The organism is Novosphingobium sp. 17-62-19 (assembly GCF_002256775.1).
Taxonomy (GTDB): Bacteria; Pseudomonadota; Alphaproteobacteria; order Sphingomonadales; family Sphingomonadaceae; genus Novosphingobium.
Genome location: NZ_NCII01000026.1, coordinates 16,268 through 33,790 on the forward strand (window position 1 = coordinate 16,268; position 17,523 = coordinate 33,790).

The window sequence follows — 17,523 nt, forward strand, 5'->3', positions numbered from 1 at the left end:
GAGCAGTCTTGCTCGCCTTAGAGCATGATCCGCCCTCAAACTTTGCGCCGCCAATAGACGTGTTTTTGGAAATCACGTTTCGAGGGTCGCCTGGCGCAAATCACTGGCCACACCAATATGCGCTGAGGCCTCGTCCGTCGAAGCCCTCACGACTGTAGCATTGCTGCTGCGTCGGCCCCCGTGGGCAACCAGAAACCCCGTCTGGTGCTGCTGCACCTGCCATGGGTCGGTCCCGTGCTCGATGCCCCGACGCGGAGATCCGACCTTGCGAAAGGCAGGAACGCGCGAACGCGTGGGAGGCGGAAATCCTGTTCCTGAAAACACGTTGAGTTCGCAATGAGCGATTTCCGAAAACACGTTGTATCGCGGCATGGTCTGGCAATCGCTGTGGCAGGTTTGGAAACGACACTGCCATTTGCGAATCGGAACACTAACCGTGAGTCAGTTGCTCGCTGCGACGCCAGCCCTTTTGAAGTTACCCACAGGCCCCGAAGCAGGCACACGGCATCGGGCGTGGTATCAGGATCGAACCGACGTGTTATCAGAATCAGGCCATCGTGTTATCAGGTGGAAGCCGACGTGTTTTGAGATTCTATCCACAGGTTGCGACTCGCCTGAAACAGGGTGATCTGAGCGACATGAAGCGCCAGTAACTTTCTAACTTTAAGAATCTAAATCCTCTAACCCAGTCGCCTGCGGCGAGGATTCTTTTCAATTGATTTTGGAAGATGAGAGGGATCCCCCGCGAGGAAAGGCCTGATGCCATACGTCAGCTACTATATGGCTATGATGGCCTTGCCAGACAGATCCAAGCGCACGAGGCCAACCTGCTCCAAGGTTGTGTAAACCCTCGAAGCTGTGCGTTTGGTGACGCCGAGGGCGCGTGCAAGTTCTGCGCGGGTGAGGGGGCCGAGACCAGCCAGAAGCCGCCACGCCTGCGGGGCAGTCGACGATGCATAGAGTCCGCCAAGCACCTCATTTCCGCGCACCACAACCTTGTGCATGGCGGCTAGATCAGCGGCCATGCCGTCAGACGCAGCACTGAGAGCCGAGGAATGCAGCGTAGTACGAGGCTGTTCATCAAGCGTCTGGAGCAGTGATCGCGGCACTAGTCCCGCCAGCGCGACCGGCCCGGCCTCAAGGCCGAAGAGTTGTGGCCGCATGGCCGCCGCAAGCGAAGCTGCCCAAGCAGTTGAACGTCCATCGGACCGCGACGCTGCGATCCATTCCAGCAGGGTCGAAACCGGATCATTGCCCGGCAAGATGGCATCGAGCTGCCCCAGCGCGAGGTCTGCGACGTCATAGAACGCAGAGACGCTCTCCGACTGGTTCTTGGCTGCGAGCGCGACCTTGGCTGCTTTGGCGAGGGCAGGGGAGGCGGTGCGGGCAATCCATGAAAGAAAGTCCTGCCGCTCCGCCGCGTGCGGCGATAGCATCAGTTCTTCGTCCGAGGGATTAGACGGACCTTTCGCGAAGGTGCCGTGGCGCGCGTGGACGCGCCAAAGGCGGCGCAGGGTGGCCAGCGCAAGGCATTCTGCCAGTTCATTGGAGATAAAGGGCAGGGCACCTTCGATGCGGGCAATGGCCAACTGCCAGGGAGGAGGAGCGGAGTGCACTGCCACAGGAGTATACTAAATCGTCAAAAAGTATACTCCTGTGGCGGACGTTCGTCGGCTAGATGAGCGGAGTCTGGCCGAAGCCTATCCATGCAGCTTCCGCATGGCACCGCGCGGATCATCGGCCACGGTGATCGTGTTATCGAAGATCAACGTGGCGCGGCGCTTGGGTTCGTAGGCGGGCCAATGCGGGATGCGCGGGTTGTCAGGCGTGCCATTGGCGGCAAAGGCGGCCCAGCTTGAGGCAATGGCGGCGGCAAGGCTGACCGCTTCGGGCGATGATCCGTTCAGCGCGCTGCGGGTGTTGTAGAGGCTTGGGGCAACGTCGATGCCATGGACGGCACCGAACCGGCCTCCCGCCGCAGGGCTGGGCGCTTTCCACAAGTAGGCCCAGACTGGGGCGCCCCCTTGCTGGGCTTTGCGCTCTGCCTGCGTGAAGGCACTTTTGCGGAACGTGCGATCGGTTTCCATGCGTGCGGCAAGGAGGAACGGCTTTTCATCGGGCGCTTCGGCGCGATAGGCCGCCATGGCATCGGCGGCGCCATCACCGAAGAGCTTTTGAGCAAAGGTGGCAAGTCCTGCCTCGGTCATGCCGAAATCGGCCATGCGATAGGCGCGTTCGTCCAGCGCGGTGGAGACGATCATCGGCACATCGGCGGAGACGGCAGGCGCTTCCGGGTCCCACGGGTGGTGGGGCAGGGTGGTGCCATCGATCACCGGGGCAAAGGCACCCGGCGCTTCGCCGCGCGCGCGGTCTGCCAGTTCGAGCTTGGCCTGAGTTTCCAGCAGTGTGGTCCACGGCACCTGCTGAAGCGTGCGGGCCTTTTCCGGTGCAATGTCCAGCGCGGCGAGAAGGCGGCGTGTGGCGGCAGAGGCCATTTCGGCGGGCATCATGCGCAAGGCCGATCCGCTCATCACTCCGGCGCGGTGGAACAGGCCCTTGGCCGAGGGCATGGCCATCAGCACGCTGGTCTTGGCCCCGCCGCCCGATTGGCCATAGACCAGTACGCGCGAGGGATCGCCGCCGAATTCGGCCACGTTCTGGCGCACCCAGGCCAGCGCGGCGACGATATCCTGCATTCCAGCGGTGCCCGATGTGGCAAAATCGGCCCCGGCGAATTCGGGCAGGTGGAGAAAGCCGAAGGCCCCGAGGCGGTGATTGATCGCGATGACCACGCTATCGGTAAAGCGGGCCATCTGTTCGCCGTCCATGCCAACCGAATTGCCCGATCCGCTGTAGAACCCGCCGCCGTGCAGCACGACGATGACCGGCTTTTTTGCAGTGGCATCGATGCGCGGGGTCCACAGGTTAAGCGTGAGGTTGTTTTCACCCATGCCCGATGGATTGCGATCGACCATGATGAGATCGGCATAGACCGAGCGCCGGTCTCCCGGCACTTGCGGCGCGACATCGCCCCAGTGCAGGGCATCGCGAATGCCTGCCCAGTTTTGCAAAGGGCGCGGCGGCATGAAGCGGTTGGGGCCTGAGGTATCGGCCGCATAGTGGACGCCCCGGAAGATCGCCACGCCGCCCGATGAAAGCCCGCGCAGCTTGCCCTGTGCGGTTTCGACCACCGGGAACAGCGTGGCGCCCAGCGCCGGTTCCACCAAAGTGCCCACGCCCGTGGCCAGACCTGCTGCGATTGCCGTTCTGCGAGACATCATGCTGCTCTCCTGTCGTTGCCGCCCCTTTCCGGGATCGGTCCGTGGCTCTGACACTAGAACCAATAGCGCATTCGTGTTAAGTCCTTTTTCCTTGAATGGGTATGGTTTCAAGGGTTCCGCTGCGGAATCCGCGCGAGAGGATGCAAATGTGAGACTTTCCGTGCGCGACGATGGCGCAGATCCGCGAAATATCCGATCTGTCCGGGACGAATCGGGTGCAGCAGCGGTCTATCGCGCGGCTCGACTGAAATGCGCGCCTTTGTGCTTGGCTCCACCGTTGAAAGAATTTTGAAAATGGAGTCTGTTCTTGCTAACGGGCGAATCGTGCCGGACAGCTCCACGCCGCAACGCCAGTGGGCGCAGGCAAAGCTGACTGGACTGATGAACCTGATCCAGCCCACGTTCCGGCGCGACGGGGGAAGGTTGGACGAAGAGGCAATCCGCATCGATGTGCGTGCGGCTATTGCGCAGGGGTTTTCGGGAACGATGCCCATGCCCAACTGGACGATGCCGGGCAGTGCCGATTGGGACAGCTTTCACCGCATTGTGTGCGACGAGGCGCGGGGCAAAATTGCGGTGCACGGCATCGTGGCCGGGCGCGATCCTGAGGCAGATCGGGCCGTGCTTGGCGCGCTGGAGCGGCATGGGGTGGATCTGGTGCTGCTGGCACCGACATTTCCGCGCGATGTGGATGCGCGCAGGCTTTATGATCTGATCGCGGCACGGGCACAGGCCACAGCGCTGCCGGCCATGCTCTATGCCGCCACCGGGCGGCGTGCCTTTCCTGCGCTGGGGCCGGAAGGGCAGCCGCTGGACGTTTATGACCGGCTGGCGGATCTGCCCAATGTGGTGGCGGTCAAGGTTTCGCAGACGGTTTCTGCCACGGCGACCGAACTGGTCTGTGAGAGACTGGGTGACAGGCTTTCGATGGGGCCGGTCAATCTGGCGTTCCTGCCGCAACTGGCGCGGCGGTTCCGCATTGCGTGGAGCGGGCAGTGGAATGCCGAGGCGATCCAGACTCCGCAGGACAGGGCGGGCGTGCAATTGCTGGACGCTTCGGCCTGCGGTGATCTGGTGCGGCTTGATGCGCTGGCGGAGCGGCTGCGGCCGGTTCTGGCACATTTCTTTGCGGTGCAGGCGCCGGTGCTTGCCCAAGGTGCGCATCCCTGGCCGCACAACCGCTATTACCAATGGCTGGGCGGGGGCAGCGGCGGGTTGCTTCCGGCCGATCCCCATGTGCCATCAGGCGTCATTCCCGTGCTGGACGCGGCGGGGCGCGCTGCGATCCGGGCGGCCTTTGCCGCAGCGGGGCTGGAGCCGGTGGATGCCGAAGACGACGATGTGTTCATCGTTGGGCGGGCGGCCTGGGGGCGAGGGGAGCGGCCCGGTGCAGCCACAAAGACAAGCGGATATTCCCGCAATTGAGAGAGGATGGATGCAGCATGAAACGAGTTTGCATGAGAGCCTTGCCGCTGGTGGCCCTGATCCTGAGCGGCGCTTTGCCAGCCTTGGCCGCGTCTGCTGCCGAGGCACCGCGCCCGGTGCTCACGACGGGTTTTGGCCCGGTGACCGGCAAGGTTGAAGGCAAATCCGGGCAAGTGCAGGTCTGGCGCGGGGTCCGCTATGCCGCCTCAACCGAAGGGCGGCGCTTTCAGCGGGCAATCGATCCGCAACCGTGGACCGCGCCTGTCGATGCCAGCGAATTTGGCAGCGATTGCCCGCAGCCGGTGCCCGGCGATGTTCCGGTCTTTGCATCGTGGGCCAATCCGCGCGGGATGAGCGAGGACTGCCTGTTCCTCAACGTGTGGACGCGGGGAAAGCCCGGCGATGGCAAGAAGCGGCCGATCATGGTCTGGCTGCATGGTGGCGGCTATGTCACCGGGTCGGGATCGAGCCATGGGTATGACGGTTCGCGGCTGGCCGAACGCGGCGATGTGGTGGTGGTGACGCTGAATCACCGGCTGAACGCCTTTGGCTATAGCCACCTTGCGCAGGCAAGCGACGATCCGCGCTATGCCGATGCGGGGAATCTGGGCAGCCTTGATATCGTGAAGGCGCTGCAATGGGTGCGCGATCATGCCGATGCGCTGGGCGGCGATGCCGGGAACGTGACGATTTTCGGGGAATCGGGCGGCGCGGCCAAGGTTTCCACGCTGATGGCCATGCCCGATGCGCGCGGCCTGTTTCACCGCGCCATTGCACAATCGGGATCAATGTCTCTGGCGGGGTTCGATCCCCGGCTGGGTGCGGCGCTGGCGAAGGATCTGATGGCCACGGCGGGGGCGAACAGTGTGGCTGATCTGGCCGCGATGCCCATGGATGCGCTGGTCAAGGCCATGGTGCAATCGCGCAGCAGGGGCGGCTTTTACCGCCCTGTGGTGGATGGACGCGCGCTGACGCGCCATCCCTTTGCGCCTGATGCAACGCCGGTATCTGCCGATATTCCACTGCTGGTAGGCACCAACAACAACGAGATGCGGCTGCAAGGCGGGCTGGGCCAGCCCGGCAATTTTGCGCTGACATGGGAACAGTTGCCGCAAAAGCTGGAAGCCTTTGTGCCTGCAGCGGCGGTGGCAGACGTGATTGCGGGAATGCGCACCGCCCATCCCGAATACAACGCCAGCGACGTGTTCTTTCAGGTGGCCACGTTCCGCAACTATCGCGGCACCGCGCTGCGCCAGGCAGAGCGCAAGAGCGCGCAGGTCGCGCCGGTCTATATGTATCGGCTGGACTGGAAGACGCCGGTGGAAGGCGGCAGGCTGGGCACGCCGCACGCGCTCGACATTGCGTTCGTGTTCGACAATGTGGCGCGTTCCACCAGCTATACCGGTCCGCAGACTGCGCAGACGCAGCGCATGGCCGACCTGATGGCAGATGCGTGGATCGCCTTTGCGCGCACCGGCAACCCGGCCACGCCTGCGCTGCCCAAATGGCCCGCCTATGCCACTACGCAGCGCGCCACGATGATCTTCGACCTGAAGCCTGCGGTAGTGGCCGATCCCGATGCTGCAGAGCGCGAATTGTTGCAGCGGCTTCTGCCGGAAGGCCCGGCGCGATAGGGTCCTGGTCCCCGGAGCAAGGCGCTTCGGGGCCAGCCATGCTCAGCCGAGGCCGGGTTGCAGCAGTTCGATCTCGTGCCCGTCGGGCGTGAGCAGGAAGGCGATACGCGCCGGGCCGAACTGCACGGTGGTGCCCTTCTGACGCGCCCCTGCCGCCACGGCGCGGGCTACGTCACGATCCAGATCATGGGTAATCATGCCCAACGGTCCCCAGCCATTGCCGATCTCGACCTGGCGCTGGTCCTTCCAGTGGAACAGGACCACCGTGGCCGAGCCTTTGCGCCCGGTCAGCATGTGTTCGCGGAACTGCGACGTGTCCACCGTATCGGCGTGGACCATGCCGAAACCTGTGATGAAGAACTGCGTGGCAGCATCGATATCGGTGACGACAAGCTTCACGAACGAAAACAGTGCAGCAGGCGGCGTTTCAGTGGCAGCGGTCATATCGTGGCACCTCCATCAACGACCAGAGCCTGCCCGGTGATCCACCGCGCTGCGGGCGAGGCGAGATAGACCGCAGCACCGGCAATATCATCGGGCACGCCGATGCGGCGCATGGGCAGGCGGGCTTCGGTGGCGGCAAGCGCGGCGGGATTGTCCCACAGGGCACGGGCAAAGTCGGTGCGGACCAGCCCCGGCGCTATGGCGTTGACGCGCACGCCATATTGTCCGTTCTCAACCGCATAGTTGCGCACCAGTTGGAAATCGGCGGCTTTCGACACGTTGTATGCGCCAATCGTGGCGCTACCGCGCAGGCCGCCGATCGAACTGACGACAATGATCGCACCATCGTTGCGCGCGCGCATATCGGGCAGGGCCAGTTGCATCAACCAGTGGTTTGACAGGATGTTGTTGTCGAGCACCTTGCGGAAGGCATCGTCCTCTATGCCGTCCATCGACCCGTAGTAGGGGTTGGAGGCTGCATTGCAGACAAGGATGTCCACCGGGCCGAGCGCTTCGCGCGTGCGGGCGAACATATCTTCCAACTGTTCCTTGCTGGAAATGTTGGCGGCAATACCCAAGGCCGTGCCTGCGCCGTGGGTCTGGTTGATCTCTTCGGCCACGGCATCGCAGGCGTCCTGCTTGCGGCTGGAAATCACGACCTTGGCGCCGTGGACGGCAAGCTGCTGGGCAATCGCCTTGCCGATACCCTTGGTGGAGCCGGTGATTATGGCGACTTTTCCGGTAAGATCGAACATCGACATTCGTGCGTCATCCTTGAACGGGGTGGCGGGTTTTCAGGTGTCCTTCGCCGCAAGCGCGGCCAGTGCATCGCCGCGTGGTCGCATCAGGCTTTCCTGCGTGACTGTGGCGATCAGCCGTCCATCACGCGCGAAGAAATGGCCAAGGTTCAGCCCGCGCGCCTGCCCGGACCATGGGCTGCTGGTGGCATAGAGCAGCCAGTCATCGAATTCGGGCGTTTCGTGGAACCACAGTGCGTGATCGAGGCTGGCCGCCTGCACGCGATCACTGCCCGGACGGATGCTGTGTGGCAGCATGGCATTGCGAAGGAACATCATGTCCGAAGCATAGGCAAGCATCGCCCTTTGCATTGCGGGATCGGCCGGGCCGGTCTGCCGCAGGCGCATCCATGTGCCGGTGCGCGGTTCGCGCGGCCGGTTTCCGAACAACGCGCCGGGATCAAGCGGTGCGATTTCTATCGGGCGGGTCTGGATGCGGCCAAAGATGGGGGAGGCGGCGGCTTCGGGGTGCTTTTCGATCCAGCGCTCCAGCGATTCCAGCGCGGCATCGATATCGAGCGGCAGTGGCGATTCCATCTGGTGGGACAGGCCCGGTTCGGGCGCATGGAACGATGCGGTCATGGTGAAGATCAACTGGCCGTGCTGGCGCGCATCGATGCGGCGCGTGGCAAAGCTGCGGCCTTCGGCCAGCGTGGTTACGGCATAGTCCGCAGGGTCGGCAGCGATGCCGGCTTTCAGGAAATGGGCGTGGAGCGAATGGGCAAGTTTGCCGTCCTGCTCTTCACCTGATGCAGCAAGCAGGGCCTGGGCAATCGCCTGTCCGCCAAACATGCGCGGCCCCATGGCGGGGCCGGGGCCTCCGGTCCATTTGCCTTCCGACCGGCGCTGCGGCCTGAGCAATTCGTGCAGCAGCTCTATGATCCCCTCCATTTAATGTTTGCATACCGGATATTCAAAATGGTGCTGGTCCGCAAGAGCGTGATGGTTTCATTTGGCCGTGCAATTGCAGAAATAAAGGAAATGAAGGGGTTTGGGGGTTGCGTTGGCCAGATTGGTCGCAGCGCGCTGTGTCAAACCCGATATTCTATCAAATTGACAATCTAACAAATAGAATCGATAAAGCAGCAGCAATTGGGAGAATCGCCGTGGCTTACGCAAAAGGAAGAATGATCAACGACGCCGACGCGCACACGATGGAAACGCAGGACTGGCTGGCTCCGTTCGTGGATGGCGCTTTCAAGGCGCAATATTCGGAAGTCTATTCCAACCGCGACGGCGGCGAACGGATCATCAAGATGATCGATCTGGCAAAGGCGCGCAAAGCCGATCCCGAAGCCCGTGCCAAGGCGCTGGAAAATCCGATCGAAGGGGCCAAGGGCTGGCTGGGCTATGGCGGTTTTGACAAGGAAGAGCGGGTCGAGGCGCTCGACTGGCTGGGCTTTAACAAACAGCTGGTGTTCCCGACCTTTGGCTTGGGTGCGATCACCCGGGCGGAAACCGACGATCAGCGCTATGCCGCCGCGCGCGCCCTGAACATGGCGCAGCAGGATTTCTGCAACGCCGATCCGCGGCTGGAATGCGTGGCCTTTGCCCCGCTTGACGATCCAGCCCGCGCCATCAGCGAAGCGCGCCGCGCCATCGGTGCAGGGGCCGCGGCGATCATGTTCTCGGCAGGGCCAGCGGGCGACAAGAGCCCCGGCCACGCCGATTTTGATCCGTTCTGGCAATTGCTGCAGGACAGCCGCATCCCGTTCATGCTGCACATCGGGCCGGGCACGCGGACGCAGCCTGCAAAGTTCAAGAACAACGGCCGCGAACGCGCGCCCGATCTGCACGGCGGGGGTGAAAACCTGCGTTTCCCCGACTTCTTGTGCCTGTGGTATGCGCCGCAGGAATTCCTGACCGCCATGATCTATGACGGCGTGTTCCAGCGCTTCCCCGATCTGCGCGGTGGCGTGATTGAAAGCGGGGCAGGCTGGGTGCCGGAATTCCTGCGGATGCTGGACCACGGGTGGCATTCGTTCAACAAGACCGATCCCTATTTGCAGTCGATGGAACTGATGCCTTCCGAATACATTCGCCGCGCGGTGCGCTTTACCCCGTTCCCGAACGAGGATGTGGGCCGGATGATCCGTGACAGTTGGCCCGAACTTTACATGTTCTCCAGCGACTATCCGCACCCCGAAGGGACGCGCGATCCGCTGGGCAAATTTGAGGCCTCGCTCGAAGGTTTCAACGAGGATGTGCAGGACATGTTCTTCCGCACCAATTACGATCACATGATGTGCCGCGATATGGCGCAGATCGCCGTCGCGGCCGAGTAAACAGTTGGTTCGTAAAGTGGGAGCGCCGGGCCAGGTCCGGCGCTCCTTTTGCGTTCACACGCCGGGCACCCGCATCAACGCCACCAGCGGATCGACCGAAGTGGCGCTGTCCAGCCCATCGCACAGGGCGATCAGCCGGTCGGCCTTGGCCGCTCCCAGCACCGGGCTTACGAGTTCGCGTGCCTTTTCCTCAGCCTCGGCCTTGGTCAGCGGGTGGGTGGGGAAGCCGGGGACATAGGGAACGAAGCGTTCGGCCTCCTGCCCGTTGGTGAGCGTGATGGTAACGCGGGCGCTTTCGGTGCGGTCTGCGCCTTCGCCTGATTCCTGCGCTTTGTCGTGCACCACAGTGACGCGGCGGGCAAATTCGGCGGCGGCCGTGTCGGTCTGCAGCCGCTCAAGCGATTGCGCGGAAACGAAATCGAGCTTTCCATCGAGCATGATGATGGCGGCAAGATAAGGGATGTTGAGCGCGGGCATATTGGCACGTTCGAACGTTGCCGCCTCCCCCGGCATGGCCACATGGATGGCGCGCACCTGATCGGGCCGGATCGTGCGGCGCAGATCCAGCAGGGCGCGCACGGCGGGCTGGGTGGGGCCACCCACGGGGTAGCGCTTCATCGCGGCCAGTCGCAGCTCCCAGTGCTGGTTCAGCCCTTCGACCAGCGCTGCGTGATTGCGCCCCGGTCCCTGGAAAGCGCGCCAGCGGAACCACGCCTGTTCGTGATCAAAACTGTCGGGCACGCCGGTAAAGCCCAGACGCGCCATGTGTGCGGCCTGCATCCCGTTGCGCGCGCCCATTCCGGCAAAGACGAATGCCTTTTCCACGTGGCGCACATCCAGCAGCCATTGCCAGGCGCCCGATGCCTGCTGCGCGCAATAGGCGATCATGTGGCCAATCTGCGCGCGGTCCAGCCCCAGCAATGGCGCGCAGGCAGCCGCAGTGCCGAAAGTGGGGGCAACGCCATGATTGGCCAGCCCCGCCTGATAGAGATTGCGCGTACCGATGGCCTTGGGCAGCCTTCCGGCAATTTCATAGCCGACGATCACTGCGCTGATCAGGTCTTGTCCGCTGCGGCGCTGGCTGCGCGCAGTCTCCAGAGCGGCGCTGACGATGGCAGGGCCGGGCTGGACATAGGCCGAGGGGATGAAATCGTTGATTTCCGCGGCGTGGGCCGTCATCGCGCTGGCGAAAACGGCATCGACCGGCGGCGCGTACTGGCTTGAACCGAGGATCGGGCTGTCACCGCGTCCGCCCATGTCCTTGGCATAGGCCCGGCCAAGCTGCGCCGCTTCAAGCGTGTGGCAAGCGATGATCGAGGCGAGCGTATCGAGCACGTGCAGCCGCGCCCTTTCACGCACGTGCGCCGGAACCACATGGCGCGCGGCATCGGCGATATAGGCGGTGAGCGCGGGCATGATGGGCACCCACGGCGTTTCGGTGGCGGGCTTGTCGCTTGCCTTGCTGCCCGTGCTGGCGCCAAGTGCCAAGGCGGCGCTACCGCCCTTCATGATCGTGCGTCTTGTCATGCCTGCTCCGCTGGTCATCGCGCCAGAATCCTCATTCCCGTTTTGTCTGATTGCGTGCTCATGCTGGACAGGTCACATCTGACAGTCAAACAAATAGCGATTTATGTTGATCCGCTGCGCCGGGGCGCTTGTCAATTCGCACCGCGCGGCCCAAAGCAAAGGGCTATGGCGGCGCAAGGCGACGAAACCGGAAGACGCGAACAGGTTCTGGCCGTGGCCGAACGGCTGGTGCTTGCGCGCGGATCGCTGAACATCTCGCTCAACGCCATTGCCGAGGAACTGGGCGTCAGCCGCAGCCTGCTCTACGTCTATTTCGAAAGCGTGCCGCAGATCGTGGATGCGTTGTTCTTCGAACAGGCTTCAAACCTTGACCGGCTGGTGGGGCAGATGCAGGCGGCGCACGCGGACTTTCGGCCGCGCATTCTGGCGCTGTTTCGCGGGTACCTGCTCCATCTGGCGCAGCGCGGGCACCTGATCCAGATCGTGCTGCGTGAACGCCATCAGGACAATCCGTTGCAGCAGGAAAGCTCTCGGCTGTTCCGGCGCATCCTGCTGACAGTGGCGCGTGATGTGGCGCGAGAGTTGCAGCTGGAGCCGCGTGCGGCGTTCGTCACGCTCGAACTGCTGGCGGCGATTCCCGAAGCGCTGGCGCGGCTGGTGCGGCACGGCACGGTGGACGAGGCCGTGGCATTGACCACGTGCGAGCGGTTGCTGGGTGCGGCGCTCGATGCGCTGGCCGTGCGGGCTTAACGGCCTACAAGCTCTTCATCGCTGGCGACGCCGGCCATGGTGATCGACAGGCAAAGTTGTTCTACCATCGCAAAAGGCGCGCGGCGCGCGGCGACGATTCCGCCCGCCTTCAACGAAACGGCTGCCAGCGCGGTGGTAGATGCGCGGGCGGTGGCAGCGTCCATCGTGCCGGTTTCGGTCAACCAGTCGATGATCGGTGCGCGGGCGCTGCTGGCCGCCTTGCGCCGTTCATCCCGCAGAGCTTCCTTCACCTCTGGCACGCGCAGCAGCATCAGCAGCAAGGGGCCGTGCCGGGCGGCTTCGTGAAGATACCCGATCGTCGATAGCACGACCATCGTGTGCCGATCGGCGTTGCGCGCAACGCTGCGCACGCGCGCGGCTTCCTGCCGCGCAATCTCCTGCCGGGCCATGGCCACCAGCAGATCGGTGCGGCCGCCAAAGCAATTGTGGACCTGCGTTTCGCTGATCCCCACCAACTGGCCCAGGCGCCGCATGGTCAGGGCCGATAGCCCCTCATCCAGGATGATCCGCCGTGCGGCAGTGACGATCTGCGCGCGGCGGCTGGCAGCATCGAGCCGCGTGCGGACTCCGGGCGATTGGCGCGTCTGGCGTGACCCGAAGGCCACAGTCTCGCTCAATCCCACCGGCGGTGGGGGCAGGGCGGGTGCCGCCTCACGCGCTTGGGGGTTGCGCGTCCAGTGGGACCGGGCGGGGCGCGGAATGTTCAGTCGGTCGCAGACTTTGGCAAGGCCATTGCCGGTCATGCCGTAGCGTCCCGCAACAGTGCCGATCGGCTCTGCCCAAATCTGCTGAAACAGCTGTTCGCGGGTCAATTCCATAGCCCGGACCATAGCGGCGCGTTTGCCTGTGTGTCTACCGGCATGGCGCAAACACAACGATCATACCGCAACTTCAAAATGCTATATTGTTAGATCGTAAATTTCAGGATAGGCATTGTCCCCAAGGGAAGAGGACAAAAATAGATGAGTCGGTATGCTGGTATCACGCTGGGCGTGATTTCGTTTGCTATGGCGGCTGGGGCGGGCCTTGCGCAGATGCCTCCGACGATTGATCCGGCTGTCGTGCAGATCGCCAACGGGACGCTTTCCGGTTCGCGTGAAAACGGCGTACTTGTCTTTCGAGGAGTGCCCTATGCTGCGGCTCCCGTGGGTGAACTGCGCTGGCGCGCACCGCAGCCGGTGGCAAACTGGACCGGCGTACGCGCTGCATCCGCGCATGAAGCCCCCTGCGTGCAGCCCGTGGATATTGACAGCACGACGGCAAACTTTGGCGGTGTGAACGGCGCGCAATCCGAAGACTGCCTCTATCTTACCATTCACGCACCACAGGCGGGCAAGGGCGCGCCGGTCATGGTCTGGTTCCACGGCGGGGCGTTCTTTCTGGGTGCGGGTCACCTTGGTTCATACGATGGCACGGCCAATGCCCGGCAGGGTGTTGTCACCGTCAGCGTGAACTACCGCCTTGGGGCGATGGCAAATTTCGTGCACCCCGCGCTTGAAGCCGAGGCGAAAGCTGCAGGAGCTGCGCGGGCCAGCGAGCCGCGTGGGAACTATGCGCTGCAGGATAGCGTGGCGGCGCTGCAATGGATTCGCGCCAATATTGCGGCGTTCGGCGGTGATGCATCGAATGTCACCATTGCCGGACAATCGGCGGGCGGCGGGATTGTTACCAACCTGCTGTCGCTTCCTTCAGCCAAGGGCTTGTTTGCCAAGGCGATTGTCCAGTCCGGCAGCCTGCTTATGCCCGATCGTGATCCGGCCAGCGCCAAGGACCTGGCGGTGAAGGCGATGGCGACAATTGGTGTGAGCGAAACGGCTAAGGCAAAGGATCTGCGGGCGATTTCGGCCCAGACCTTTGCCGCATCGACCGCGCTGCGCAGCGGTTTTTTCTTCACCAGCGATGAGGGCTACAAACCGCGCTCGACCATCGCCGCGCTGAAGGACGGCACCGAATTCGACGTGCCGCTGCTGGTGGGATCGAACAAGGGAGAGCGCGGCTTTGCAGCAGCGCGGACTTTTGCCAGCCTTGCCGGAGACAGCGGCGCGCCGGCCTTCCTCTATCGTTTCGATCATGTGCCCGCGTTCCGGGCATCGGAATGGAAAAGCGGGCCGATCCATTCGGCTGAACTGATGTTCACCTTTGATTCGATTGATCTTTCAAGCTGGGGCGGGGCCAAGGCCGATGCGGCGGATCGCGCGCTGGCCAAACAGATGAACGGCTGCTGGGTGGCCTTTGCACGCATGGCCAAGGGCGCGCGCACCTTTGATTGCGCCAACGGCTTTGCGTGGAAGCCATTCGGGAAAGAGGGCGAAACGGCGGTTTTCGGCAGCACAGGCCCAGCCATGAAAAGCGGCCTCGCCATGCCTGACGGGCCTGCTGCAGCGGAGTGACGGCAGGTCGAAGCGACACCAGAATGTGCGGTAAAAGACTGAAAAATATGAATACCTAAAAAGGGAGAGAGGGAATGGCTAGAAAGACCCGTTACATGTTGGGGACAATGCTTGCCCTGCCATTGGCAGTGATGGCCAGTGGTGCGGCAGTTGCGCAGGAAGCGCAGGCCCAAACCAGCGAGGATGTGCAGGAGCTGGAACGCCAGATCATCGTAACCGGCAGCTACATTCGCGGCACGTCGGAGAACGATTCTCTCCCGGTCGAGGTCTATACCACCGCAGAACTTTCGCAGCGCGGCATCGACAGCCCGCTCGAATTCATCCGCACGCTGCCTTCGGTGGGTATCACGCTGGGGGAATCCAACCAGTATGCGGCAGGCGGTAGCCAGGGCGTGGGTTCGATCAACTTGCGCGGACTGGGGCGCGAACGCACGCTCGTTCTGATGAACGGCCGCCGCTTCTTTCCTGAACCGGGCGATGGCGCTTCGGACACCAACCTCATTCCGATGTTCGCATTGCAGCGCGTGGAAGTGCTGAAAGACGGTGCATCGACGACCTATGGTTCCGATGCGATTGCAGGCGTGGCCAACTTCGTCACACGCAAGAATTTTACCGGCGTCGAAGTTTCGGGCAACTACCAGTTCGTACGGGGATCGAAGGGCAACTATCAGGCCAGCATTCTGGCGGGCCATGATTTCGGCACGGCGAACCTGATGGTCGGGTTCGGCTATCAGCACCGTTCGGAACTGAGCACGCGCGACCGCGATTTCACCGATGTGCCTTATGCGGTCAATCCCTCGGGCTGGTCGTTCCTCAACGATGTGGGCAGCTACATTCCCAAGCTGGGCTCGATCACACAGGGCGTTGCAGGGCGTTCACTGGGGCTGGGGGTTGATGGGCAACTGTCCAATGCCTGCGGTGCCATTGGCGGACTGGCTGGCACATTCCCGTCTGGCGCGTCCAACTTCCCGGTCTGCCGCTATTCGTTCATTCCTTTCGTCAACCTGATCGAGGAAGAGCATCGCTATCAGGGCTATGCGCAACTGGACGTCGATCTTTCGGACAGTCTGCGTTTCGTGGCAGATGTGCTCTATTCGCACACCGATGTGCCGACGCTCGGCTATTCGCCCAGCTATCCGCCGACGTCAGGCCCGCGCGGGCCGGGATCATCGCAGGCGTTCTTCGTCCCGCGCTCCAACCCCGGCTACAACACATTCCTTGCGCAGACTTTTCCTGCCGGAAACCCGGCCTATCTTTCGGGATATTCCAGCATCCTGTTCTTCCGTCCGTTCGGGCTGACGGGCAATCCGCTCGATCCCGAAGGATCGGGGCAGGGCGCTGCCTACAACAACGCCTGGCGGGTGACGGCAGGCTTCGAAAAGGAATTCAGCCCCAATTTCCGGGCCGAACTTTACGGCACGTTCCTGCGCAGCCATCGCACCGCCTATTCATTCGACATTCTGGGCGGCCGCTTGCAGAACGCGCTCAACGGCCTTGGCGGACCGAACTGCACCGGTACTACGCCGGGAGCAAACGGGTGCCAGTACTTCAACCCCTTCGTCAATTCGCGGCCGGGGAATCCCGCGCTGGGCCTGGACAATCCGCTCTATGTTCCGGGCAACGAAAACAGCGCGGCGCTGGTCGAATGGATGCGCGCCAAGAACGGTACCAAGGCGCATGAAGAACAACGCATCGTCGATCTGGTGTTCAGCGGCTCGTTCAACATCGGCATACCGTTCGATTATGCGTTTGGCGCGCAGTATCGCAGCACCAACTTCGTCAGCCGTGGCATCAACAGCTTCAACGATCCGGCAGTAACGCCTTGCGCAATCGAAGGGGACCGCACCTGTCTGGATGATCCCAATGATCTGAATTTCCCCACAGGGCCGTTCATTTTCCTTGGCCAGTATCCCACGGCGAACCAAAGTCAGAGCGTCTATGCCATCTTTGCCGAAGCCAAGATCATCCCGTTCACCGGGTTCGAACTGAACGGCGCGGTCCGCTATGAGGACTATGGCGGCTCGGTGGGATCGACCTTCAATCCCAAGCTGAATGCGCGCTGGCAAATGACAGACTGGCTCGCGCTGCGGGGATCGGTGGGCGATACCTTCCGTGGGCCTTTGCCGGGCGATCTTTCACCCAATGGCGCCAGTGCCGTTGCGGGGATCAACGTGCTGGGCAACAACTTCAAGGCCATCGATTCGGGCGGCAATCCCAATCTGAAGCCGGAAACGGCGCTGACCTACAACATCGGTGCAATCATCGATGCGGGGGGCTTCTCCTTCACAGCCGATTACTGGACCTACAAGTTCAAGGGACGGTTCACCGATTTGCCCGTGCAGGCAATTGCGGCCTTGGTAGCGCCGGGTGGCACCAACGGGCAGCAGGCGGTCAACTGTGCCAGCCCCTTTGTTCAGTTCGTGGTGTTTGAAGGCGGCGTCTGCACCGCCAGCACGATCGGCCTCGATATTTCGCGCATCCGCCGCCAGACGGTGAACGGCCCGGATTCGACCGTAAGCGGCCTCGATTTCGGGCTGAACTACCAGGGCGAAGTGGGTGGCGTGAAAGTGGACTTTGGCGTGAACGCCACGCACGTTCTGAAATACACATTCTCCGACTTCGTTTATGAGGGCCTGACCTTCAGCCCCGGTTACGATGCAGCGGGCTTGTCGAATTATGACCGCGCGCCCGGCACGGTTTCAAAATGGCGCGGCAATGCCTTTGCCTCGTTCGGGGTGGGGCCGGTTACCGCCACCTACAACCTGCTCTACATCGATGGCGTGACCGACAACCGCTGCCAGCCCAACGTTCCGTGCGCGACAACGCCGGAGTTCGGCGGCACCGATTTCGGGCGCGAGATCGGCAGCTATCCGGTTCTGGCCGGACAACTTTCGGACTGGATCGCGGGAGCCGGTCCTCATGGCCTGCGCATTGGCCTGTCGGTCGCCATCCCCACCGGTTACATCGGC

At 62.8% G+C, this 17,523-nt stretch carries 13 protein-coding genes; 6 read left to right on the forward strand and 7 right to left on the reverse strand.

The genetic code is table 11. From position 1 onward, the window contains the following. Positions 1 to 776 precede the first annotated feature (776 nt). Both B7X90_RS06790 and B7X90_RS06795 read right to left on the reverse strand, forming a co-directional pair. A complete protein-coding gene (locus B7X90_RS06790) occupies positions 777 to 1,622 on the reverse strand; it encodes a helix-turn-helix domain-containing protein (RefSeq protein WP_292622919.1) in 846 nt (281 codons plus the stop codon). Positions 1,623 to 1,700: 78 nt separating this feature from the next. After that, on the reverse strand, positions 1,701 to 3,281 hold the full coding sequence (locus tag B7X90_RS06795; protein WP_292622920.1) for a carboxylesterase family protein: 1,581 nt from the start codon (positions 3,279 to 3,281) through the stop codon (positions 1,701 to 1,703). A 294-nt stretch (positions 3,282 to 3,575) separates the two neighbouring features. Between B7X90_RS06795 and B7X90_RS06800 the strand changes: the two genes are divergently transcribed. Further along, positions 3,576 to 4,706, forward strand: coding sequence for a dihydrodipicolinate synthase (locus B7X90_RS06800; protein WP_292622922.1), 1,131 nt, complete (start codon positions 3,576 to 3,578; stop codon positions 4,704 to 4,706). Between the two features lie 32 nt (positions 4,707 to 4,738). Next, the gene (locus B7X90_RS06805) at positions 4,739 to 6,340 is read left to right on the forward strand and encodes a carboxylesterase family protein (protein ID WP_292622924.1); all 1,602 of its coding nucleotides are present in this window, start codon (positions 4,739 to 4,741) and stop codon (positions 6,338 to 6,340) included. Positions 6,341 to 6,382: 42 nt separating this feature from the next. Here the strand turns inward: B7X90_RS06805 and B7X90_RS06810 are convergent, their stop codons facing one another. Genes B7X90_RS06810 through B7X90_RS06820 form a run of 3 tightly spaced genes read right to left on the reverse strand, consistent with a single transcriptional unit; the run spans position 6,383 to position 8,472 of the window. After that, entirely contained in the window at positions 6,383 to 6,784 is a 402-nt protein-coding gene (locus B7X90_RS06810; RefSeq protein ID WP_292622926.1) for a VOC family protein, read from the reverse strand. Further along, complete coding sequence (locus B7X90_RS06815) at positions 6,781 to 7,545, reverse strand: SDR family oxidoreductase (protein ID WP_292622927.1); 765 nt, start codon at positions 7,543 to 7,545, stop codon at positions 6,781 to 6,783. The genes B7X90_RS06810 and B7X90_RS06815 overlap by 4 nt, the downstream gene beginning before the upstream one ends. Before the next feature lie 33 nt (positions 7,546 to 7,578). After that, a complete protein-coding gene (locus B7X90_RS06820) occupies positions 7,579 to 8,472 on the reverse strand; it encodes an acyl-CoA thioesterase domain-containing protein (protein WP_292622928.1) in 894 nt (297 codons plus the stop codon). Positions 8,473 to 8,708: 236 nt separating this feature from the next. On the opposite strand from B7X90_RS06820, the gene B7X90_RS06825 reads away from it, so the two are divergent. Then, complete coding sequence (locus tag B7X90_RS06825; RefSeq protein ID WP_292622930.1) at positions 8,709 to 9,866, forward strand: amidohydrolase family protein; 1,158 nt, start codon at positions 8,709 to 8,711, stop codon at positions 9,864 to 9,866. A gap of 54 nt (positions 9,867 to 9,920) precedes the next feature. On the opposite strand, the gene B7X90_RS06830 is transcribed toward B7X90_RS06825, so the two are convergent. Further along, complete coding sequence (locus tag B7X90_RS06830) at positions 9,921 to 11,411, reverse strand: MmgE/PrpD family protein (RefSeq protein ID WP_292622933.1); 1,491 nt, start codon at positions 11,409 to 11,411, stop codon at positions 9,921 to 9,923. A gap of 147 nt (positions 11,412 to 11,558) precedes the next feature. Here B7X90_RS06830 and B7X90_RS06835 point away from each other — a divergent pair, with 147 nt between their 5' ends. After that, positions 11,559 to 12,143, forward strand: a complete 585-nt coding sequence (locus B7X90_RS06835) for a TetR/AcrR family transcriptional regulator (RefSeq protein WP_292622934.1) — start codon at positions 11,559 to 11,561, stop codon at positions 12,141 to 12,143. Here the strand turns inward: B7X90_RS06835 and B7X90_RS06840 are convergent. Beyond that, on the reverse strand, positions 12,140 to 12,982 hold the full coding sequence (locus tag B7X90_RS06840) for a TetR/AcrR family transcriptional regulator (protein WP_292622936.1): 843 nt from the start codon (positions 12,980 to 12,982) through the stop codon (positions 12,140 to 12,142). The two genes, B7X90_RS06835 and B7X90_RS06840, sit on opposite strands and share 4 nt — an antisense overlap. 144 nt (positions 12,983 to 13,126) lie before the next feature. Between B7X90_RS06840 and B7X90_RS06845 the strand changes: the two genes are divergently transcribed. Beyond that, on the forward strand, positions 13,127 to 14,554 hold the full coding sequence (locus B7X90_RS06845) for a carboxylesterase family protein (RefSeq protein WP_292622938.1): 1,428 nt from the start codon (positions 13,127 to 13,129) through the stop codon (positions 14,552 to 14,554). Between the two features lie 74 nt (positions 14,555 to 14,628). Then, positions 14,629 to 17,523 (forward strand): TonB-dependent receptor (locus B7X90_RS06850; RefSeq protein WP_292622940.1); only part of this gene is annotated, 2,895 nt, incomplete at its 3' end.